The following is a 21,227-nucleotide window of genomic DNA, read 5'->3' as shown; positions in this document are numbered from 1 at the left end:
TGGTTTATGCTACCTCAACATACAAATAAAATCAATTTGCATATTAACCACTAGTTAAGCTAATTACCATATAATTATATCAGGGTTTAGAAGGTTATAGAGAAACCGGTCAGATTAGGTTTTTAATCTAATCTGACCGATAGCTTTAATAGTGAGGTAAGCTTTAATATAGCACTCCTAATTCACAGTGCTACACTCGTGCATAATTTATTTTTAATTTGTGCACGAGCGTTAGTAAATTATTTACTTTTTGAAATAAAATTTGGCATCAATTCAATATCCAGAACTTCAGTAAGTCTGCTAGTTGAGAGTGATTTACTTTCTTTGTTTTAAGTATCTGCATAAATCTAATGGAGCTGCCAGTTTTCAATGCACTCATTCGACTTTTATGCTCTTCGCAATATTTGATTCTATTAAAGAATTCTTTGCTAATCTAGTCTTTAACGCTTTTTTTTAGATACCGCCGCGGTGTCTCAGCATAGATTCCGCTAACACGTAGCGGAATCTTAAATTGTTTTAGCTATAGATCCCTGTATCAAGTACTGTAATGACGGCATTCGAGTAGCGGACACTTGAATCAAGAAAGCTCTTTAGTAGCTGTATAATGAAAATTAGATCATAAAATCCTCTGACAGCACATTCTGTGTTTTACCGTCATCCATAACTGTGTAATCAATATTATATTTATCGAATTCATTGCGCATCCTAGTTAAATGTCCTTTATCATGATCCGAAAGAACACTTACGTAGCTAAAGCTATCATTAAAAAGATCATTATAAATTACTGGAGATTGAACTGTGTAGGATGTTGTACACTCATCTTGACCGTTATTATCTTTACAAAGGGACATTTTTCCTGTTTTGCCAGTATCATCTTTAGTAGAAATAAGAAATTTCATACCTACGTCTTCGTTTTTTGCTATAAACTCCTTACACTTTCTACTTTTTGCAGAACATGGTCCTATAGCTATAGAGTAGCTTTCTTTTGGAAGTGTGAATATTAACTGATGTGTCATAATACTACCTTAATAAAAATCATTATCATAGTATAGATTTATTAATAAATAATATACATTATGGTATAATTAGTACAAAATAGGTTTAACCAATCTCAGTAGGACTGCCAGTTGGACCCATAAGAATTATTTGTTCACCTTTTTTAAAACATTTACATAAATTAGTGGAACCGCCAGTTTCAAGCACAATAGTGGAAATAAATCCTTTTTTTTTGTCTACTTCAGTGCCGGTTACTGCTATACCTTCCATAGTGAGGTGAGTTTTTCTGCTATTGGTTTCAAAATTTTGCAACCTAAAGAATTGTCCAGGTTTAAAATTCTTTGCCGCAAGTGGTGCTTTGATCACTATTTCCACAACTTTGTCTGTTAAATATTGAACTTTTATAACCTTTGCAGTGAATTGCTCTTTGATTCTATTAAAGAATTCTTTGTTAGCTTGACGGAACAGCGTCACTCCAGCGCGTGACGCTGGCTGATTAGATGTTTGGATCACTCCACTCAAAAGCTGAGAAATAATAGGGTAGCCGTTCTTAGCACTTGCCATAGCTTTCACGACGCTTCCGCTATACGAAGGGTGAAGATCACCAAAAAAGCTGATTGTTTTATTGCCTTGCTTATACACTAATATTCTATCTTTATTTTGCATTTTAGGAGAAAATATTGGGTCTATTTCTTTTCCTGATGAATTCAAATGAGTAAAATACCCATTACTTAATTTAAAATGCTTTTTATCTTCTGTTGCAATAACTGTATTTGGCTCAGTACCTGCTGCTATAAAAATAGAACGTGCTTTTATACGTTTGATTTCGCCGGATTTTGTGTCTATCAGTTTTATTGACTCAGCATGGTTATATTTATCTGTCACAACTTCAACTGGCTCTAAGTTTTCAATAAAGTAAATCCCTTCTGATAATGCGTTTTGCACCTCTTCGCTATTTAATCGATAACTTGGCGAGTCTTTCAGCTCTTTTCTATATACAACTTTCACTCCCCCAAGACTCTGCATTAACTCCAGTATTTTTGCTCCTCTATTCTCTTTTTTTGCTAATTCTTGCTCTTTTTGGATCAATTGTGCATGCGATATCAGCTCATTTGCAATTTTGTGTTCTTCCTCTGTCCAATCTTTTTCAACACAGTCTTTTCCGTACTTATCAACCAATATTTCATAACGAAGAAGAAATTTTTCTACTTGAATTGGATAATACGCTAAAGCTTCAGTGGCAGTGTCAATCGCAGTAAGCCCCGCACCTATAACAACTATCGGCATACGAACTTGCAGATTTGCTATAGAATCAAATTTAAGAGCGCCAGTCAGTTGTAACGACATAAGAAAGTCAGATGCCATGCGCACTCCACGGGCTAGTATGTTTTTTATTTTGATCATTCGTGGCTTACCAGAGCCAAGTGCCAGGGCAGTGTGATCAAAACCCAAGTTGAATGTGTCATCAACGGTTATCGTACCTCCAAAACGAATGCCTCCATAAAGTGCGAAATTCTCACGTCTTTCCAGCAAAAGTCTAATGATTTTTAGATAATTTTTGTTCCATCTGGAGGTTATGCCATACTCTGCTACTCCACCAAATCCACCAGCTGTGCGTTCACTTAGTTTTTCATGCTCGAAATCTTTAATTAGCTGAAAATTATCGATCAAAGGTTCAATCTTTAGTCCATCAATGGCGATAACGTTATGCCCATCGTTTAATAAATGATGAGCTAAATTAAAACCCGCAGGACCAAGCCCTACAACTAGGACGTTTTTTCCTGTGTTTCCTTTTGGCAATGGACGCTGAAAATTTAAAGGATTCCAACGGCTAAGCAGAGAATATATTTCAAATCCATACGGTAAACTGAGCACATCATCTAGAATCCTTGTTTCAATCATTGGCACATTTACAGGTTCTTGTTTCTGATATATGCATGAGTTCATGCAATCATTGCATATTCTGTTCCCAGTAGCTGCACATAATGGGTTATCTATTACCACAATTGCAAGGCTTGCTATGCTGTACCCTTCGCTTTTCACCAGATTCATTTCTGATATTTTCTGTTCTAGTGGACAGCCGTGCAATTCAACTTTGAGTGGGGACTGTTTAAAGGTATTGTCGTTATTACTTAGCCCCTTTGAACAACTGTCCTTATTTTGCTTATGACAAAATATGCAGTAATGAGCATTATCCAATGCTTTATTCAAACTCACCTTTTCACTTGTCAGATCAAAACCATGTCGTCTTTTTGTTTTGCTTGAATACAATACCTCAACTTCGTCTACTTCTTTTTTGAAGAACGATACGAGATTTTCGTGATCAATTTTTCTGTGAATACTAAAAAGTATACTCTGTTTATTTTTCACTCTCCACGCTGCATATTGCGCTGCAAGTTCTATTTCTTCTTTGTGATCCTCTTTATTTTCCAACCAACGCATCACCTGCTCAGCAAAATTTTTTTCTGTTGTTGGTAGGGCAAGAAAGCGATTTAATTTGCTGGTAACATAATCAATATCTATATCTGCTATATCAGTGTACTTCTTTAATGCATAGCGTTGAACAAATAACCTTTTACACTTATATATTGCAGCAAAGTCGTTGTGCTTTTTCTTTAGCTCCTCTGCTTCTTTTCCAATATTAAAAAGTTTTGCAATAAATTCATCAAGTAAATATGAGAGGTCTATTATTAACTGACTATCTGTCATTTGAGTGGCCAACATTGGTTGTTCTATGGATCCCAGTGTCAAGCACTGGGATGACATCAAAGAAGAAGCTGCTTTTTCTCTTGCTTCAATTAATGAACAAAACAAGCTTTCATCGCACGATTTTATATAATCTAAAAACGTCTCATCTAATTTTATTAATCCACTACAAGTGTATAAGTTTGAAAATGAGATTTTGAAATTCAGTTGCATTGTTATACTATACAGTGTACATACTGTTTCTTACAGATGAAGATTTTATTTGTCTTGCAGTCTTGCTAAGATTGTTGCTTCTGCAGCTTTTTCTTTCCCAACATATGCAACACACTCAAATTTGCATGCACCCAAACACGCACTTTTTATATTGGATTGAAGAACCAACGTGTCCCCTGGAATAACTGGTCTTCTGAATTTTGCGTTTTCAATAGACATAAAGTAAACAACTTTATTTTCTATTGTTTCTTTACCGAGGACACATATAGCAGATGCCTGAGCTAAAGACTCAACTATCAAAACTCCTGGCATTATCGGATGGCCAGGAAAATGGCCAATAAAAAATGGCTCATTGAAAGTCACATTTTTGATTGCTTTTATGCTTTTACCATGGTCACATTCTATTACTCTATCTACTAAGAGAAACGGATAAGAATGTGGTAGTATTTTTATAATATCACTGATATTAAATTGCATAAGCCTACTCAATGCTTTGCAAAGAAAATTCAGGTATTTCCTTATTTACATTTTTTAATACCACATCTGATAAATCAACCTCATCCATAGAGTATAGAACTTGGTTCTTTTTTGAAATAAATAGTACTAAATCTACATTGTTTTTTTCTGCCGTTCTTTTAGCCACTTCTTTTATTTTGTTAAAGACACTTTCTACTGCTTCTCTATAGTTTTCTTCTAAATTTGACATTTTCTTAGCGTAATTATCCCTAACGCTTACAGTGTACTTACTAAATTGTTCCGTCTTTTCTTTTTTTGCTTCTTCTGACAAAAGGTCAAATTCTTCTTTCGATGGCTTAAATTTTTCTAACTCATTTTCAAATTCTTGCTGTAATCTAGAATTCTGCTCCTTTATTTGTTGTTGTATATTTTGCAGAGCCAGAGATTCGTTGATAACTTTGTCACTATCAATAATGGCAGCCTTTGTATTAATCGCGCTCTGAGGTTGATACCCTACAAACTTATACCCTACAAATAAGGAAACAATTAAGGCAATGACTGATGTAAATAACTGTATATATTTCATTCAAATCCCCGCTTCAATAGAAATTTTAACGTTTGGTGATGGTATTATATCATAAGTTTCCTTTACTAAAGGAAACCCAAAATCTAATCTAAGTCTACCAAAAGGAGAGGGCATTGAAAAGCCAAAACCTGGTGATACTCTTATAAGCTTACTATCGTAATATTTTCCACTATATATCTCCTTTTCATCTAAACCAAAAAGTGTTGCGTAGTCAACAAATAGTGAGCCTTTGATACCAGCATAGTCGTATAATTTAGATAGTGGAAAATCTACTTGCTGTGTTAAATTAAAATAAGTTTTGCCTCCCAATGAGCTTTTATTTTTGTCTTCTGCTCTTGGTCCAATGCCGGAAAGGTCAAATCCTCTAATTTCATTACCACCTTTAAAAAAGTGCTGGCCAATATTTAGCTCTTTATCGGTATAAGAGAAAATATGACCTGCTGCTATTTTAAAGCGCAATGTTATATCATCATCAATTTTGCTTAGTATAGGGCGTGTATAAAAAGACAAAAACTCAGATTTTAGGAAATTTACATTTCCTCCCAATCCTGAAATATCCTGATTTAAGCGCAACAAGTACCCCTCCTTTGGAGTATATAGATTATCCAATTTATTGTACGCTAACGTGTATCCAACTGATGAGATCTGATACTCACCTTTTTGATCTCTTATTATCTCAGAGATATCCTCATCTTTTCCACTCTTATTGTCCATATGTATATGGTTATATTTATAAGAATAGCGAATAGAGTTGGTTAGATTTTCTAAAATTTTATAAGATAATTTTACTGTTCCTCCCCAGTCACAAGTATCAAAAGTGGTGTTTGGCTTATCTTGTTTTTCATAAAATATACCTACGCCTAATGACGTATCAGAATCGTTAAAATTATTTTCAACAGCGTCTATACTAGTAGAAAGAACATATTGACTTTTTTCAAGAGCAAAAGATACCTCTTTACCACTACCAAATAAATTACGATCTGTGAAATCGGTTTTAACAAATACTCCACCAGGAAGAGACATGCCACCTGTTAAAGATAACGAGGCAGTTCTTTTTTCTTTGACATTTAAATCAAGATTTACTGCATTTTCATCCACTATATAACTATTTATTTTTACTGTTTCAAAAAAATCGCTATATATAAGTTTTCTACGTGATTTTTGAATCTCAGATGTGTTATATGCGTCGCCTTCTGCCATGCTAAGTTTTCTTCTAATTACTTTATCTAAAGTGCGGTCATTGCCATCAATAGTAATTTGGTTTATATAAATCTTTTTACCTGGTAGCACTTTGTAAGTTACATCCACAATATTGTTATGTTGTGTATATTCTGGATTAACTTTTGCAAATATATATCCTTTTTCGTTTAAATGTTTACTTATTTTTTCTGCTGTATTGTTAATTTTAACTCTATTAAATATTTGATTATTTTCCTCTTTGATAAATTCTAATATTTCTTCCCTTAAACTTAAATCCTTAATCTCAGTTTCAATATCAACTTCATTATTTCCAAATAAGTATTGCTGCTTTTCATCAATCAAAAAAGTTAACTCTATTTGGTTGTTATTATCAACCTCAACAATTGGTTGGATATTATTTTGAATATATCCCTTAGATGAATAGAAGCGATCAAGCAGTTCTGTGTTAATCAGTAGATATTGAGGTGAATAATGAGTTCCGCTTTTAAAAATGGCTCTAAATAACTTACTAAATATATCATTGCTATGCCTTTTGATAACTTGCTCTAGCTCATTTGCTGAAAAGTTTTTATTACCTATGAATCGTAAACCCTTAATTTTAGACGTTCTTCCTTCTTTTATCTTAAAAATTAGGTTTATCCTATTGCTACCAAGCTTATCTAGCTCATATGCAATTTTAACACCAATTTTACCACTGTTCCTATAAAGAGTAGCTAGATTTATTAAATCGTTTTGTAATTTTGTTTCAGTGAAAATAGTTAGTGATTTTGACTGGATAACGTTATTTAGCAACTCTTTACTGTTAAATAACTTATTGCCTTTCAATATTACTTTGTTAATCAATGGATTCTCATGAATTTTTACTACTAAGTTTTTTTCATCATCGATATAGGCGTTAATACTAGCAAATAACTTTGTTTTGTATAAATCTTTTATAACTGAATCTACATCATCATCATTTATATGACTACCTGGTTCTAATTTTGTATAAAACCTTATTGTTTGATCACTTACTCGCTCATTGCCAATATACTTAATATTTTTTATCTGTACTTTTTCTTTATTTTCTAGAGCAACAAGTAGAGTGGGAAAAGAAATAAGTATTATTATTAGTATGTGAAATAACTTTTTCATATGTATCTTAAAAAAGATGCCTAATATCATTTGTGATTGCAACTGCCATCAACAAAAACAGTATGGTAGCACCAAAAGTGACTGCATATTTTTGATATTTCAAACTCAAATCTCTACGTATAACTGCTTCTATAATATAATGAAATAAATGCCCACCATCTAGTAGTGGTATTGGCAGCAAGTTAATTGCAGCTAAATTAGCTGAAATAATTGCCATAAAATATAGAACCATCATAAGTCCCTTTTTAGCTGATTGCCCTGAATATTTTGCAATTTTTATTGGCCCACCTATTTCATTTATACTCCTTTTACCAACAACAATTTGAAAGAGTGCTTTGATTGTTAAACACATAGTGTGGTAGGTTTCATTCACTGATAGGCTAGCAGCTCCAAGAAAAGATGACTGTTTTAACCCTATCATATTAATTGAGGTAATTCCTATAGTTTTTCTTTCTATTATGTTACCAAAGACATCTCTATCCTCAACTGTAAACGGAGTTAGAATAGTTCTGTACTCTTCGTTATTTCTGCTATACTTAATTTCTATTCTTGTTTCAGGATTGGACATTATCACGCGTGAAATATCTTCAAAGTATTTTATTTTGTACTCATTGATCTGTGTAATAGTGTCACCTGGTAATAGGCCAGCTTGCTTTGCTGCACTTTCTTCAATTACATTACCAATTACTGGTGGAGTACGATAATAACCTGCCACGCTGAAAAATATTGTGAAAGCTATAACGGTAAATATCATGTTTGCAAAAGGTCCTGCAAAAACTATTGCTGCTTTTTGATATCGAGGTTTTGTATGGAATGAGTATAATTTTTCTTCTTCAGTTAATTTTTGTTGATCAACAGGAACGCTTGCTGCATTAGTATCCCCTAACATTTTAACGTAGCCACCCAATGGAAAGGCACTTAATTTCCATCTAGTTCCAGACTTGTCGTTAAAACCAAAAATTTCAGGACCAAAGCCTATAGAAAAAGATTCAACTTTAACCTTGCATGCTTTAGCGACAATATAATGCCCATATTCATGCACGAATACTATGATAGAAATTATTAAAGAAAACGATAAAAAATAATATATTCCAGCGCTAAGTTGATGAGAAATTAATTCCACCTATGTTTTAAATCTTAATCAAACGTTGAGTATATTAAAATGCGCCTTGCTTGACAAGTATTTAGTTTAGTCTTTAAATTAAAAAAAAGTTTAATGACAATGATAGATATCTCCTTATTAAGAAGAAAACTGATGTATAGGAGTTGGCATAGGGGTTGTAAAGAAACTGATATACTTTTAGGGCATTTTGCATTGAAATATCTTGATAAATTTTCCTTAAGTGAACTAATTGAATACGAAAAAATAGTTGATCTTGATGATTGCGAATTATATTGTTACATCACTCGTAAGAAACTTCTCCCCCCTGATTTGAGTAGTGAGGTAGTCGATTTGATTGCTTGCTTTAATCACTTATGCACCCAATAATCTTGTTTACCCTATCTAATACTTCAGCATATTCTACTCTTTTTTCCTCCCTATACTTTTTGCATTCTTGATTTATTTCGTCTAATCGCTTTGTTAATTCTAAAATTTTGTCTTCGAGAGTCAATGCTGCAAGTAAGAAATTTAATGCATCTGAGCCCTTACCTCCAGTTCTTTGAGATATGGAGCTAACTAGCTTGTTGAAGCTATTAGCAAGTTGTAATAAATGGTCCTTCTTTTTACTTTCGCAAGATATTTTATATGTGTTATTATGTATAACTATTTCTACTACTTGCATATGATGCTATATTGTACAACTTTCAAAATTACAATATAGATTTTTATTCATTTATCAAGAGGGATAACTTTTTACTGCTACGAAAATAAGTTTTAAAGTATTGATGTTTTGCAACCTTCTGTGACGTCAAATTACTTGCTTCTTTCAAGTTATAGCTTCTAATTGAAAAAGAACCAAACCCCCTGATTTCAACTCTATTATGATATTTCAACGTGTTTGAAAACACTCGAAAGAAACTATCAACTATGTCTGCTATAATGACCTTATCTAACAAAAGGTGTTTTTTTGCCACTTTTGCTATTATATCAGATTTCGTTGCCATTTATATGAAGCACAAGAAGTTATTTGGCAGATAATATTATATTATATTTTTCAACACCTACTACTTCAACTTGTATTTTTTCTGATATAGAAAACTTTTTATTTTCTGGTAAATGCTCTTGATCTACTAAAAGGGTTACATTGTTCTCAACCTCAACGATTAGACCATTTTCCTCTCTCTTACTTACAGTAACCTGAATTTTATCCCCTACTTTAACTTTCTCTATCAGTTCTTCAAGAGGATCATACTCTATTTGCTTTACTCCAAGATAAATTCTTGTCCGATCTACGTTAGCCCTTATCACTTTTGCTTCTATTTCATCACCTACATTATACTTTTTTATCTCATCTGAATTGTTTTTCGACCAACTTAGATTTTGCATATAAATTGTTCCTTCTACGTCCTCAGATATCTCAGAATTATCAAAAGTCACAGATATTTGTGAACCATTGTTGCTTTTAACTTTACCAGAAACAATAGAACCAAGAGGATATTTATCAATAAATACTTGCCAAGGATTCTCTACGCACCTTTTTGTGCTTAAACTCATCTTATTTTTAATAATGTCAATACCGAGAATTTTTACATCCACTTCTTGTCCTATTGTTACAAAACTACTGATTGGTAAATTACTCTTGTTCCAAGTTATTTCTGATGAGTGTACCAAACCCGCAATCCCAGGTTTAATCTCAACAATGAATCCACAATCTTTTATACCCGTTACACATCCTTTGTGTACGCTGTTAATTGGACATTTTGACTCTAGATCTTGCCAAGGATTGTCTCCTAATTGTTTTACACCCAGGGAGATTTTTCCATTTTCTCTATCTATTTTTATAATTTTAGTTTTTATATGCTGACCATAAGAAAAAATTGCAGATGGATGACTTACATTACTCCAAGAGATATCTGTAATATGTAGCAGCCCATCTATAACTCCCACTGTATCTGATTCATGAATGCCAACAAATGCACCGTAGTGAGTGATGCTTTTTATTTTGCCTTCTACTACATCACCTTCATTTAAAGATTCTAAAAACTTAATTTTTTCACCAGCATGCAATTTCTCTAATACCAGCTTTCTTGATACTACAATATTCCCCTGCTTCTTATCCATTTTAAGCACGATGAATTTTTGTTCAGTTTCAATAAGGTGATTAGCATCTTTTATTTGCTTCAAATCCACATGACTCAGCGGTAAAAACGCACTTATTCCATCACCAAGATCAACAATAAAACCGCATTTAATTGAGCGTTTAATGATTCCTGTTACTTCATCTTTTGTAACTGCGCTTTCTTCCAATTTATTCCATTTTTCGTCTCTGATTGCTTTCTCACGACTAAGAACAACATTACCATGGTAATCTTCAATTCTTTCAACATAAACTCTAATTTTCGAGCCAACAGTGATATCATCATTACAACTGAGCTCCTTAATCAGAATTCTTCCGTCTGACTTTAAACCAACATCAACCACAATATCATTAGAATTTCTTCTTGTGATTATACCTTCTACCACATCTCCTTCTTTGATTTTGTTAGCAAAAGAATCTTCACAAAAGTTATTATCTTGATTATCAAATTGATCTTGAAATATCTCTTCTATGAACCTATTTGATGATAGCCTCTTGATAGCAACTGTACTTTCCATACCTTTTAATTTTAACTTCATTAGAACTCATATATTATATAATATTAATAATTAGTGACAAGTAAATTCTCATTAATTCATTTCGAGAATTGTTTAAGCTATAAAAGATTAAGTTATGTAAGTTATGTTATCTAGGAATAATAATTGGATTAGGTCATTTTCCAGAAGATCTAGGTTGAAGTTGAATGTTTTGGAGAAGTATTCTATTAAAAACAGCAAGGAATCTATAAAAAAGATCGTAGACTTACAAAAAAGAATACGAGTAGAAATAGGTTTCGGTAATGGTGAAAATATGCTCTATCAGGCATTCAATGAATCTGATCTATTATTTATAGGATGTGAGCCTTATTTAAAGGGGGTCTCTTCCTTGCTAAAAAGTATAGAAGCACACAGCATAAAAAATATTTTAATATGGACAGAAGATGCAAGAGAATTAATTGTCAATTTTCCTGACCACAGTGTTGAAAAATTCTTTATTCTCTTTCCAGATCCATGGCCAAAAAGAAGTCACAACAAAAGACGGTTAATTAATACGGAATTTTTAAATTTATTAGCAAAAAAAATACTTGTCACAGGTGAAATATTTATTGCAACTGATCATCAGGATTATGCAGAGTGGATAGAGTTACATATAAAGCAGTGTAATTTTTTAACCTATAAGGAAGATAGTTTTGCAAATTATACCCCAACAAAATACCACAGAAAAGCGCTAGAATATCAGCATAAAATAAAGTTTTTTAAAGTAAATGTTATATCTAAACTGACTTAGATTTACCTCTGCTTGTTAGTACAGATGTGTACATGACACTCTATAGTGCAAGTAGCCTACCATATACTGGGAATAACAGTTTACTGAATTCTTTAATCTCACAAATAGAAAGATCAATAAACTTGATAAACATCAACATTATCAGCCAGCATTGCTTTTGCAACTTCAATTCTACCTTTTTTATGATCGGTTTGGATAATTTTATAACCTATAGCATTTTGTCTAGCAACCAATCTGGTGCTTCTCTACCTTTTTCCCACTTAGCAAATCTCATCTTTTCTTTTAGGTAATATTCTCTATATGCTTCTATTGGGTTACTACATTTATATCGATCAGGTAACGCTTGTGTAAAAGCTTGTATATCAGCTGATCGAAATATTAGCAAATCCTTGTTATTATCGCACCAATCTATAACTTCTTCGGATTTATGCGTTCTTTTGTATCGCAAGCTATATTCTATACACAATTCTTTTCCATGTTTTATTAACCAATCAAAGTTTCCTTTTGATTGTCTAGCCCATAAAGAACAAGGATGGTTTTTGTGAGTAAGTTTATATGGAACTTCTATATTCTGGTTTGTAATGCTGACTAAAGGATTTGGCTCTTTCAATGCTATTGAAAAAACACTGCTAAGCAATTGAGCAGTTTCTAGCGGCATTTTTACTATGTGCTTATCGCATAACATTTGTGCTGCAGTTACAGGATTTTCGTCTAATATAAAGATATTCATCTAAGCACCCAGAGATAGAATTTTTGCGTAGTATTTATTTCAATAAACCCTAAAATATCATTCAGAAAATGGATAAGTTAAATAAGCTCAGTTAAAAAAATTATACACAATTCCGAGGAACCTTTTCAAGCTACAATGAACGTATCGCTACCACTCTAGCAATATTATTTCTCACCCACTGAAGATATTGCACGGTACTGTCTACTTGATCGTCGTGACGGATTTCTGGAAACATTAAAATCTCATACTCAAAGTCGCTAAGCCATACTGCTTGGTTAGGGAGAAAAACCCGCTCAGATTCTATAATTGGGACAATTCGGTGAAATCGAGTTAATTTGTCATCATGTGGTACTATTTGAATAATAGGTAAATCACTGTTTTTCCTGAGCTCCTGAACCAATTGCTGACCGCTTGCTTTTGCTTCGATTAAAATTGCGTGTGGCTTCCACCTTGCAGCCAGCGATAGAACTTTCTCTTTAAGTTTTGGATATTCAAGTTTTGCGCGATATACATCGAGTAAATAGAATGTATTATCTACTTTTGTCCAGGTAGTGCAGACACTAAAGTCACTTGTATTGTTTGTTGAAATTGCAGTATCCCAACTTTGTGTTACATGCAAGAGGCTATCAGGAAAATTTTTATAGCGCTTCAACCACTCTCGTTTAATTATAGCACTTGAAAGTGGTAGAGGGTTTTGTTGGTATTGAGCAGCAAAACCATAACTCCCAAGTTCAGCTTTTATCATCTCAATTTCTTCTTTTCCTTCAGTTAGGGAATACAACAATTGACCTTCTTTTCTTGAGTATATTTCCTGTTCATGCTCTGGAATATGATTATTAACTGAATAAATAATCTCCTTATCTTCAGCTATTATTGGTAAACAGACATGATGCCATATGTTTCTTGGTTTACAGAGGAGGTGACCAGTTAAATCTTCTAAATGGAGTCTGTGCATCACAAGAACGATAACTCCTTTTTTTCTGTCGTTGAGCCTGGTTACTAAAGCCTGATCAAACCAGTTTGCAGCACGCTTTCTAAATGTTTCGCTCAAAGCTTGTGCGGGACTTAATGGATCATCCACGATAATGAAATCTCCACCTTCACCGGTTAATGTTCCTCCAACTGATGTTGCAATTCGACATCCTCTTTGCACTGTTTGAAATTTATATTTAGTGTTTTGATCTTTGCATAATTCTACTTTCGGAAATAGCTCTCTATACCAATCAGATTGCATTATGCACCTTGTATCGAGTGAGTGCTTTTCGCTAAGCAACCGAGAATAACTTGCAACTATTATTCTTGCAGTTGGCTGATTTCCAAGTATCCATGCGGGCCATGCAACACTTACACAAATGGACTTCATTGAACGTGGCGGCATATTGAATATTATTCTTTTCACTTCACCTGAACTTGCCGCTTCAAGCCTGTCTGCTATGACTTTTATATATTGATAATCATTATACTCACACCCCGGCACTACCGTTTGAAAGCATAATTCAATGAATTTGAGAAGGTTTATATTGTTCATAAATTAAGGTTTGTTGATTTTTTTAAGATTTTGTTGTGTAATTAAACCAGCATAGTGAGAGTTAAAATATGAAAGAAATAAGAGAGCAAACTGAGAGAGAATTTATAAAAACTCAAAACGGGATAAAAATAGAGACAATTACGCTTCTTGGTAAAAATCAAAACAATAATCGAGGTGAAAAACATCTGATATACTTTATTGGTGGAAATAGAGCGTTAAGCCCTGGTAAAGATTATTCCCAAAATTGGAATTGGGCCACAGAGCAATGTACATCTTTTTAATTATCCTGGACTTGGTTTAAGTAAAAACAGTTCATTGATACGTAGCAATAGAGTTAAATCTGGTATAGCAGTTGTAACTAACTTATTGGAAAAAGGTATAAAGCCAGATGATATCATATTGTTTGGAGACTGCCTAGGTGGACATGTGGCTGCAGAGGTTCATAAAAATTTTAAGTATAAGGATATACATTTAAGATGCATCGTTAGCAATGCTGCAAGTTCACTTAAACAAGCTTCTCTTTATTATTTTGGATTCATAGCAAAATTAAAAATTTTTCTTGCTCCGATAATCAAATTGGTACTAAAGATTTTTGGCTGCTACTGGAAGACATATAAAATCGTAAATTCAATTACTCCTTATACAATGTACTTTAATCGAGAGGGAGATAAAACGATAAAACAGCCAGCGCAACTTGCAACAGAAATAGAAAAAATAGATCAAAGCGGTAGAAGGAAAGATTATCAAAAAAAAGAAATATTTGAAGATTTTGAGGAATATGAAGGCTTTTTTAAGCAGCATATAATATTAAGAAAAAATGATGAGTGTATTGATTCGAAAAAAGCTGATAAAGATATACATAAATTGCCAATTACGTGTTTAAAGTCTTCCAACAAAACTGATTACACTTTTCCTGAGTTGATTAGTTTATATATTCACATTACAGATGAATATTTTTCTAAACGTGGCTCATTAAATAATGAGGAGAAGGTTAAAGCATTTAAAGAAAGTAAATTTTATAAAGATTTTTCAAGCTGTAAAAATTCAAAGGGCTTTTTGCATAATCACATGAATAAGCAAGAGCATCCTTCGATGTCATTTCAGCATGTGATAATAGAATCTAGGGAAAAAAAGACCTTTCTTAACAAGTCAAAGAAGGCTAGTTGCTCTTAACTTGACGCGTATACTTTCTTCAATATTTTAGCCATCTGTATCTGTTCAGATGCATGCAAATATCAGTGTTTCTTTTCTTATCATCCGAGTACTGGGACCCAGAAGACTCAGGTAATAAGAACTAGATTCCAGAGTCACGCGCTGGAATGACACCGTCATAAACTGCTAGGCCTTCATAATTTCATCCCAGTGTCCTCTTTCTCTTATCATCCCAGTACTTGATACTGGGATCCAGATGCATGGCTAATGCTGAAACCAATACTCCCTTTTCTTGTCATACGAGTACTGGGACCCAGAAGACTCAGGTAATAAGAACTAGATTCCAGAGCCACGCGCTGGAATGACACCGTCATAAACTGCTAGGTCTTCATAATATCATCCCAGTACTGGGATCCAACTAAATTGGTGAACACTTTACAGCATTTTTGATAGAAAGAACTAGATGCCAGTGTCAAGCACTGACCATTTTTTCCTTAAGTTTTTGCAGCTTGCGTTCTATTACAAAACCACTGTGGTGCTAACGAGTGGCAAAATGATAGCAAGTTTTAAATTTTATTTTCAATAACGAAATTTGGCACATCTTGCTACACTTCCAGTTTTTATTGTACAAAATGGGCTTCTGTCGTCTGTGTCTGACATGAAGCTAATGTTATTCTCCCTCTTTCTTGTACTGGATTTAGCTTTTGAAACGCGTGGTTGAAATCTTCCTTACTCACTACCTTGGACTTTCTTTCAAGAGCAGCGTATATTTTTGCTTCATTAACTAGTTGTTCTAACTCAGCTCCAGAATAGCCTTCTGTTTTTTCTGCAATATCTTGAATATTTAGCCTTCCATCAGTTTTTGTATTTTTGGTATAAAGCTCCAATATCTTTTGTCTCGTTTCCACATTTGGATTAGGTATATGAACCCTTTGACCTAAGCGTCCAGGCCTAATAAGTGCTGGATCTATCTCATTGACCAGGTTAGTTGCACCAATTACTATTATATCTTTTCTGCTCTTAAATCCATCTATTTCAGTTAGTAACTGTGTTAAGCTCTCTCGACAGTGGTAAGCTGAGTTATTAGCGGTACTTCTTTTTTGGGCAACTGCATCTATTTCATCTATGAATACTATACAAGGAGAATATTTTCTCGCTACTTTAAAAAGCTCGCGTACAGCATGTGCACCATGACCAATATATACTCCAATAAGTTCTGGACCTGAGATACTTATAAAATTCATATTTGATTCACCTGCAATTGCGCGGGCGATAAGTGTTTTACCATTTCCAGGAGGGCCGTGCAGTATATAACCTTTTAGTGAGTTAATACTTTCACTTCCAAACATCTCACGCATTTCTTCTGTCATTTGGTTACAGCAAATAATCTGCAATCGTTGTTTTAAGGAATCGTCAATTATAACATTAGCAAATGTTGTTTTATTATCTGAATTAGCTAATTCTATTTCTATAGGCAGCTCTACTTCCTTCATTTTACTAAATATTTGATCATATATAAACCAAGCGATAAAAAAGAAAACAGTGAGTAACACAGAAGGCATAGCTTCGCTAATATAATGTGCAGCCAGCTCATATCCTTTACTGAGAAACATTGTATGCATATAGGCAAACAAAAGAGCAATAGAGACCATAATTGCTATGCATAGTAAACAGATAGCAATTCTTTTGAGTAATTCTGAGATTTCAATTTTTTTCATCTTACTGTCTTATATCGATTTTAAACTGAGAACAATTTTATTTAGATTAAATACTAAAAAAATATACCCTTACACTTCTTTGAATTCTACTAAATTCACTTTTAAAAAGCAATTATAATATAATTTGTGCGTGGTTAAGATAGCTCTGGAATAGTATAAAGAACTATGTCATCATTGAAGAGAAATTCATCTGTTGTTTTGTACTCTTTATTAATTTTATAAGAATCATAAACATCGTAATCTGCTTTTGTATGGTAATCACAATATTGAAACTTACCCTCTTTATTGAAAGAGCCAAATTGATCAATTAATGTAGCCATTTTCTTACCTTTTCCACTTTTTGTTAATTCAAATACATCAGCTGGGCAGTGGCCTGAAGAATCTTGATTAGTAGTTCCTTTTGCAATAAAAAAAGATGGTTTATCGTTAAGCAACTTGCAGAAATTTGGCTTATATCCCTTTTTCATATAGTTTAAACTTGTATACTGGTATTCATCTGGAACATTTGAGTATTGAGAATCATACTTTTTATGTTCAAAAAACTCATTACCTAAGAAATTACAAAATGTTAATTTATAATCATCATTATTACTAGACTTAACGACTTTAAGATAATGAAAGTTTCTAGGAATTTTTATCTCTTCTTCTGTAACGTGATTATGTATGACCAATTGGTCATCAAGCATGCAGTAACCTATTTTTGGTAAAGTAGCTACAAGCTTACCGTTTAACATGATATCTGCTTGATAGATATTATCCGATAATTCTTTTCCCTTTTGCAAAGTAAAATCCTGCCCTGCTTTAGCTGGTGCACTGCATTGCTCAGTTTTAGTTAAGTTTTTTATTATTGTTGATATCTCACTAATTTCTAATATATCATGTTCATTTTTTGTGTATTGATACTTATAGCAACTACCATCTTCACATACTGGAAGACATTTTCCTTCTTCATCTGATATATAGATATAATCACCTTCTATTGTAAAATAAAGTCCACCTTTTTCTTCTTGAATTTTTTGTAGTACTGGGTCATTTTCATCGTTAAAATTGATAAAATTGAGTACTCCAGTTATATCTCTACCAGACAATTTGAGGCCAAAGTCAGGACTATCTTTTATGTTGTAAAGCGAAATCAAGATAGGTTTTGATTCAAGCTTTTCTATAATATAGTTTCTATTTGTACTTATTATAGCTTCTTGTTCTACAATAAGATCCTCTTTAATAGAGTTTCCACTTTCATCAGATCTTTCTGCTTGCAGGGGTAAGTTTCCTTCATATAAAGATATTTTATCTCCCTGCTTCCTTAACTTTAAACCATTAATATTCTCTACTTTAATTGGACCAATATGTGAATGGATAACCTTACTATTTTTGTTTAATATATAATATTCAGCAGGAAGTTTAATCAATTTTTTATAGAGCGGATTTTTATCCTCTATTTTAAATATATGTTTTTCCATGATATTACCTTAAATAACCAACAACTTGCTGATTAATGGCACTTAGGCTACTAGGAGGAGAGACATAACTCATAAAACTCCTTGGCTGCTCATTATTTGCCACTATTTTTTCAGTACTAACGAAAGCTCTTTGCTGCTCATTTAATCTTTTTTCCATATGATCTTTAAAAGTAGACAAACATTTACTAGTTTGTTTGTAATTAGGGAGTGATTTTTTCGCAGTTACACACAAGAACTTCAACAACTCATTATGATTTTCATCATTAAGTAATGACTTATTGATAATGGTTGACTGCAGTTCCACTGGATCAAAATTTAGACTTTTCTTTGGAATGCCACATTTCACAGCTGTTACTCCTAATACTTCTTCAAATTGTATTACAATATCTGCTGCATCTATTATTTTTGCCACTTCCTGTATTTCATTTTTTACTTTATATTTGTCCTGTCCTACCGCAGGGTAAAAGAAATTTATTACTTGAGATATAAATGAAGTTGGTCTGCTTGCTCCGCTTGTCACTGATGATTTTTTAGTTTCCCTCTTTCCTCTACGTGTACCACAAACTTGATTTGCGGGATTTGTTGTACAAAATATATCTCTTACGCTACTATGCAATGCTTCCGCATTTTCGGGAACGTTCAAAAAAGTGTGTCAAACCGAAAAAAAAGTAATAAATTGATATAAAAAATGGAGGTTTGATATGGGTCAAGCAAATAGAACTACTGGTTTGGTAGATTATAAAGAATTAGAAACAAATATCCTGTCATCTATACGAGAAGGAAGACCATTGACAGGAAGAGATGGAGCATTAACACCGTTTATAAAAAGGTTGCTAGAGGCAAGTCTGGAAGGTGAAATAGAAAGCCACATGTCAGCTAAAAGTGAAGAAAATAACCGAAGAAATGGAAGGAATGCAAAAACTTTACGTACAAGTTCAGGCTCATTTGAACTATTAACACCAAGAGACAGAGAAGGAAGCTTTGAACCGCAAATAGTCAAAAAAAGGCAAACAAGCCTACATCCAGAACTTGAAGCAAAGGTCTTAAGCACATATGCCAGTGGCATGGGATACAGAGATATAGCTTCACATGTTGAGGAAATATATGACCACAAAATATCAGCAGCAGAGATATCCAGTATTACTGATAAACTGCTACCAGTAATCAATGAATGGCGCAGCCGCCCACTGCAATCAGTGTATCCAATAGTGTTTATGGATGGCATGTTCTTTAAGGTCAAGGAGGACGGACATTGTATAAGTAAATGCATGTATAATATATTGGGCATAAATCAAAATGGCAGAAAAGAAGTATTAGGTTTTTATTTGGCTGAAAGTGAAGGAGCTAACTTCTGGTTGGGAGTTCTAAATGACCTAAAAGAGCGAGGAGTAGAAGATATTCTAATTGCCTGCATTGATGGGCTAAAAAGGGGAACGTTCAAAAAAGTGTGTCAAGCCGCATTTTTAGTTCAACTCAATTTTCAATCTATCTGGAAAGAAAATATCAAGTTGAGACATAGTTAAAGCCCAATTAGGGAGAGCCATAATCCACTTTTGCTCTACCTTTTTTATAGCACAATATACCTGTTTGTACAAGGCATTTGTACTAGTAAATGAACCCTTAGTTTTAGTAAATTTCCTGATTTGTCTATGCAACCCCTCAATTGGATTGGTGGTGTAAATCAGCTTCCTAACTTGCCCAGAATACTTAAAATAACTGGATAAGTTTTCCCAATTGTTCTGCCAGGATTTTATAACTAAAGGATACTTCTCTCCCCATTTTTCTTCCAGCTCAAGCAGATAATTCTCAGCGATCTCTTTACTTGAAGCACGATATATTTTTTTCAAATCATTCATGAAAACTTTTACATCTTTGCTAGATACATATTTCAGTGAATTCCTTATCTGATGCACTATACATAGCTGTACTTCTGCCTTAGGAAACACACTATTTATAGCCGCAGGAAAGCTTTTTAGCCCATCAATGCAGGCAATTAGAATATCTTCTACTCCTCGCTCTTTTAGGTCATTTAGAACTCCCAACCAGAAGTTAGCTCCTTCACTTTCAGCCAAATAAAAACCTAATACTTCTTTTCTGCCATTTTGATTTATGCCCAATATATTATACATGCATTTACTTATACAATGTCCGTCCTCCTTGACCTTAAAGAACATGCCATCCATAAACACTATTGGATACACTGATTGCAGTGGGCGGCTGCGCCATTCATTGATTACTGGTAGCAGTTTATCAGTAATACTGGATATCTCTGCTGCTGATATTTTGTGGTCATATATTTCCTCAACATGTGAAGCTATATCTCTGTATCCCATGCCACTGGCATATGTGCTTAAGACCTTTGCTTCAAGTTCTGGATGTAGGCTTGTTTGCCTTTTTTTGACTATTTGCGGTTCAAAGCTTCCTTCTCTGTCTCTTGGTGTTAATAGTTCAAATGAGCCTGAACTTGTACGTAAAGTTTTTGCATTCCTTCCATTTCTTCGGTTATTTTCTTCACTTTTAGCTGACATGTGGCTTTCTATTTCACCTTCCAGACTTGCCTCTAGCAACCTTTTTATAAACGGTGTTAATGCTCCATCTCTTCCTGTCAATGGTCTTCCTTCTCGTATAGATGACAGGATATTTGTTTCTAATTCTTTATAATCTACCAAACCAGTAGTTCTATTTGCTTGACCCATATCAAACCTCCATTTTTTATATCAATTTATTACTTTTTTTTCGGTTTGACACACTTTTTTGAACGTTCCCTTTTTACTGAGGAATATAGCCCTAAAGCTGCTTAGATTGAAAATTAGTGTAGTTGT

The 21,227-nt window shown here is 33.5% G+C and carries 17 protein-coding genes and 2 pseudogenes; 4 read left to right on the top strand and 15 right to left on the bottom strand.

Annotated features, from left to right (window positions below; translation table 11 throughout):
* Nucleotides 1-611: 611 nt before the first annotated feature.
* The 6 genes from OOT12_RS06365 to rseP all read right to left on the bottom strand — a co-directional run bounded on the left by OOT12_RS06365 (nt 612) and on the right by rseP (nt 8,414).
* Complete coding sequence (locus OOT12_RS06365; protein WP_264374536.1) at nt 612-1,016, bottom strand: hypothetical protein; 405 nt, start codon at nt 1,014-1,016, stop codon at nt 612-614.
* An 85-nt stretch (nt 1,017-1,101) separates the two neighbouring features.
* Complete coding sequence (locus tag OOT12_RS06360) at nt 1,102-3,915, bottom strand: FAD-dependent oxidoreductase (RefSeq protein WP_264376520.1); 2,814 nt, start codon at nt 3,913-3,915, stop codon at nt 1,102-1,104.
* Nucleotides 3,916-3,960: 45 nt separating this feature from the next.
* Entirely contained in the window at nt 3,961-4,392 is a 432-nt protein-coding gene (gene fabZ, locus OOT12_RS06355) for a 3-hydroxyacyl-ACP dehydratase FabZ (RefSeq protein ID WP_264374538.1), read from the bottom strand.
* A 4-nt stretch (nt 4,393-4,396) separates the two neighbouring features.
* Nucleotides 4,397-4,957 carry an OmpH family outer membrane protein gene (locus tag OOT12_RS06350; RefSeq protein WP_264685262.1) on the bottom strand — a complete coding sequence of 187 codons (561 nt, stop codon included), beginning with the start codon at nt 4,955-4,957 and terminating at the stop codon, nt 4,397-4,399.
* Entirely contained in the window at nt 4,958-7,291 is a 2,334-nt protein-coding gene (gene bamA / locus OOT12_RS06345; RefSeq protein WP_264374539.1) for an outer membrane protein assembly factor BamA, read from the bottom strand.
* A 7-nt stretch (nt 7,292-7,298) separates the two neighbouring features.
* Complete coding sequence (rseP, locus tag OOT12_RS06340) at nt 7,299-8,414, bottom strand: RIP metalloprotease RseP (protein WP_264374540.1); 1,116 nt, start codon at nt 8,412-8,414, stop codon at nt 7,299-7,301.
* Nucleotides 8,415-8,513: 99 nt separating this feature from the next.
* On the opposite strand from rseP, the gene OOT12_RS06335 reads away from it, so the two are divergent.
* Nucleotides 8,514-8,780: a succinate dehydrogenase assembly factor 2 gene (locus OOT12_RS06335; protein ID WP_010404229.1), complete on the top strand. Its 267-nt coding sequence runs from the start codon at nt 8,514-8,516 to the stop codon at nt 8,778-8,780.
* Here the strand turns inward: OOT12_RS06335 and OOT12_RS06330 are convergent.
* From OOT12_RS06330 to OOT12_RS06320, 3 genes are read right to left on the bottom strand one after another with little or no spacing between them, the layout of a single operon-like run.
* Nucleotides 8,758-9,075 (bottom strand): cell division protein ZapA, encoded by a 318-nt coding sequence (locus OOT12_RS06330; protein WP_010404232.1) that lies wholly within the window; start codon nt 9,073-9,075, stop codon nt 8,758-8,760. The two genes, OOT12_RS06335 and OOT12_RS06330, sit on opposite strands and share 23 nt — an antisense overlap.
* 43 nt (nt 9,076-9,118) lie before the next feature.
* Nucleotides 9,119-9,397, bottom strand: a complete 279-nt coding sequence (locus OOT12_RS06325; protein WP_010404234.1) for an HU family DNA-binding protein — start codon at nt 9,395-9,397, stop codon at nt 9,119-9,121.
* A 19-nt stretch (nt 9,398-9,416) separates the two neighbouring features.
* Complete coding sequence (locus OOT12_RS06320; RefSeq protein ID WP_264374541.1) at nt 9,417-11,069, bottom strand: 30S ribosomal protein S1; 1,653 nt, start codon at nt 11,067-11,069, stop codon at nt 9,417-9,419.
* 103 nt (nt 11,070-11,172) lie between these two features.
* Here OOT12_RS06320 and trmB point away from each other — a divergent pair, with 103 nt between their 5' ends.
* The gene (trmB, locus tag OOT12_RS06315) at nt 11,173-11,817 is read left to right on the top strand and encodes a tRNA (guanosine(46)-N7)-methyltransferase TrmB (RefSeq protein WP_264374542.1); all 645 of its coding nucleotides are present in this window, start codon (nt 11,173-11,175) and stop codon (nt 11,815-11,817) included.
* Between the two features lie 208 nt (nt 11,818-12,025).
* Here the strand turns inward: trmB and OOT12_RS06310 are convergent, their stop codons facing one another.
* Together OOT12_RS06310 and terL are read right to left on the bottom strand one after the other, a co-directional pair.
* Nucleotides 12,026-12,547 (bottom strand): pyrimidine dimer DNA glycosylase/endonuclease V, encoded by a 522-nt coding sequence (locus OOT12_RS06310; protein WP_006013204.1) that lies wholly within the window; start codon nt 12,545-12,547, stop codon nt 12,026-12,028.
* 130 nt (nt 12,548-12,677) lie between these two features.
* Nucleotides 12,678-14,075, bottom strand: coding sequence for a phage terminase large subunit (gene terL / locus OOT12_RS06305; protein ID WP_264374543.1), 1,398 nt, complete (start codon nt 14,073-14,075; stop codon nt 12,678-12,680).
* Nucleotides 14,076-14,143: 68 nt separating this feature from the next.
* Between terL and OOT12_RS06295 the strand changes: the two are divergent.
* A pseudogene (locus OOT12_RS06295) lies at nt 14,144-15,279 on the top strand (alpha/beta hydrolase family protein).
* Between the two features lie 568 nt (nt 15,280-15,847).
* On the opposite strand, the gene OOT12_RS06290 reads toward OOT12_RS06295, so the two are convergent.
* The 3 genes from OOT12_RS06290 to OOT12_RS06280 all read right to left on the bottom strand — a co-directional run bounded on the left by OOT12_RS06290 (nt 15,848) and on the right by OOT12_RS06280 (nt 19,048).
* Complete coding sequence (locus OOT12_RS06290; RefSeq protein ID WP_007302426.1) at nt 15,848-16,945, bottom strand: AAA family ATPase; 1,098 nt, start codon at nt 16,943-16,945, stop codon at nt 15,848-15,850.
* A gap of 134 nt (nt 16,946-17,079) precedes the next feature.
* Entirely contained in the window at nt 17,080-18,405 is a 1,326-nt protein-coding gene (locus tag OOT12_RS06285; protein WP_264374546.1) for a hypothetical protein, read from the bottom strand.
* Nucleotides 18,406-18,409: 4 nt separating this feature from the next.
* Complete coding sequence (locus OOT12_RS06280; RefSeq protein ID WP_264685261.1) at nt 18,410-19,048, bottom strand: hypothetical protein; 639 nt, start codon at nt 19,046-19,048, stop codon at nt 18,410-18,412.
* A 58-nt stretch (nt 19,049-19,106) separates the two neighbouring features.
* Between OOT12_RS06280 and OOT12_RS06275 the strand changes: the two are divergent.
* Nucleotides 19,107-19,832, top strand: a pseudogene (locus tag OOT12_RS06275) (IS256 family transposase); the annotation flags it as partial.
* 36 nt (nt 19,833-19,868) lie between these two features.
* Here OOT12_RS06275 and OOT12_RS06270 read toward each other — a convergent pair.
* Nucleotides 19,869-21,101, bottom strand: coding sequence for an IS256 family transposase (locus OOT12_RS06270; protein WP_096097236.1), 1,233 nt, complete (start codon nt 21,099-21,101; stop codon nt 19,869-19,871).
* Nucleotides 21,102-21,227 lie beyond the last annotated feature (126 nt).

The organism is Wolbachia endosymbiont (group B) of Parapoynx stratiotata (assembly GCF_947250635.1).
Taxonomy (GTDB): domain Bacteria; phylum Pseudomonadota; class Alphaproteobacteria; order Rickettsiales; family Anaplasmataceae; genus Wolbachia.
This window is presented reverse-complemented; position numbering and strand designations above follow the sequence as displayed.

Bases quoted from the DNA above. Each gene is read 5' to 3' on its own strand.
- OOT12_RS06335 (WP_010404229.1), top strand. From the start codon at position 8,514: ATGATAGATATCTCCTTATTAAGAAGAAAACTGATGTATAGGAGTTGG.
- OOT12_RS06310 (WP_006013204.1), bottom strand. From the start codon at position 12,547: ATGAATATCTTTATATTAGACGAAAATCCTGTAACTGCAGCACAAATG.
- OOT12_RS06350 (WP_264685262.1), bottom strand. From the start codon at position 4,957: ATGAAATATATACAGTTATTTACATCAGTCATTGCCTTAATTGTTTCC.
- fabZ (WP_264374538.1), bottom strand. From the start codon at position 4,392: ATGCAATTTAATATCAGTGATATTATAAAAATACTACCACATTCTTAT.
- OOT12_RS06360 (WP_264376520.1), bottom strand. From the start codon at position 3,915: ATGCAACTGAATTTCAAAATCTCATTTTCAAACTTATACACTTGTAGT.
- OOT12_RS06290 (WP_007302426.1), bottom strand. From the start codon at position 16,945: ATGAAAAAAATTGAAATCTCAGAATTACTCAAAAGAATTGCTATCTGT.
- OOT12_RS06320 (WP_264374541.1), bottom strand. From the start codon at position 11,069: ATGAAGTTAAAATTAAAAGGTATGGAAAGTACAGTTGCTATCAAGAGG.
- OOT12_RS06365 (WP_264374536.1), bottom strand. From the start codon at position 1,016: ATGACACATCAGTTAATATTCACACTTCCAAAAGAAAGCTACTCTATA.
- trmB (WP_264374542.1), top strand. From the start codon at position 11,173: ATGTTATCTAGGAATAATAATTGGATTAGGTCATTTTCCAGAAGATCT.
- bamA (WP_264374539.1), bottom strand. From the start codon at position 7,291: ATGAAAAAGTTATTTCACATACTAATAATAATACTTATTTCTTTTCCC.
- OOT12_RS06270 (WP_096097236.1), bottom strand. From the start codon at position 21,101: ATGGGTCAAGCAAATAGAACTACTGGTTTGGTAGATTATAAAGAATTA.
- OOT12_RS06285 (WP_264374546.1), bottom strand. From the start codon at position 18,405: ATGGAAAAACATATATTTAAAATAGAGGATAAAAATCCGCTCTATAAA.
- terL (WP_264374543.1), bottom strand. From the start codon at position 14,075: ATGAACAATATAAACCTTCTCAAATTCATTGAATTATGCTTTCAAACG.
- OOT12_RS06330 (WP_010404232.1), bottom strand. From the start codon at position 9,075: ATGCAAGTAGTAGAAATAGTTATACATAATAACACATATAAAATATCT.
- OOT12_RS06325 (WP_010404234.1), bottom strand. From the start codon at position 9,397: ATGGCAACGAAATCTGATATAATAGCAAAAGTGGCAAAAAAACACCTT.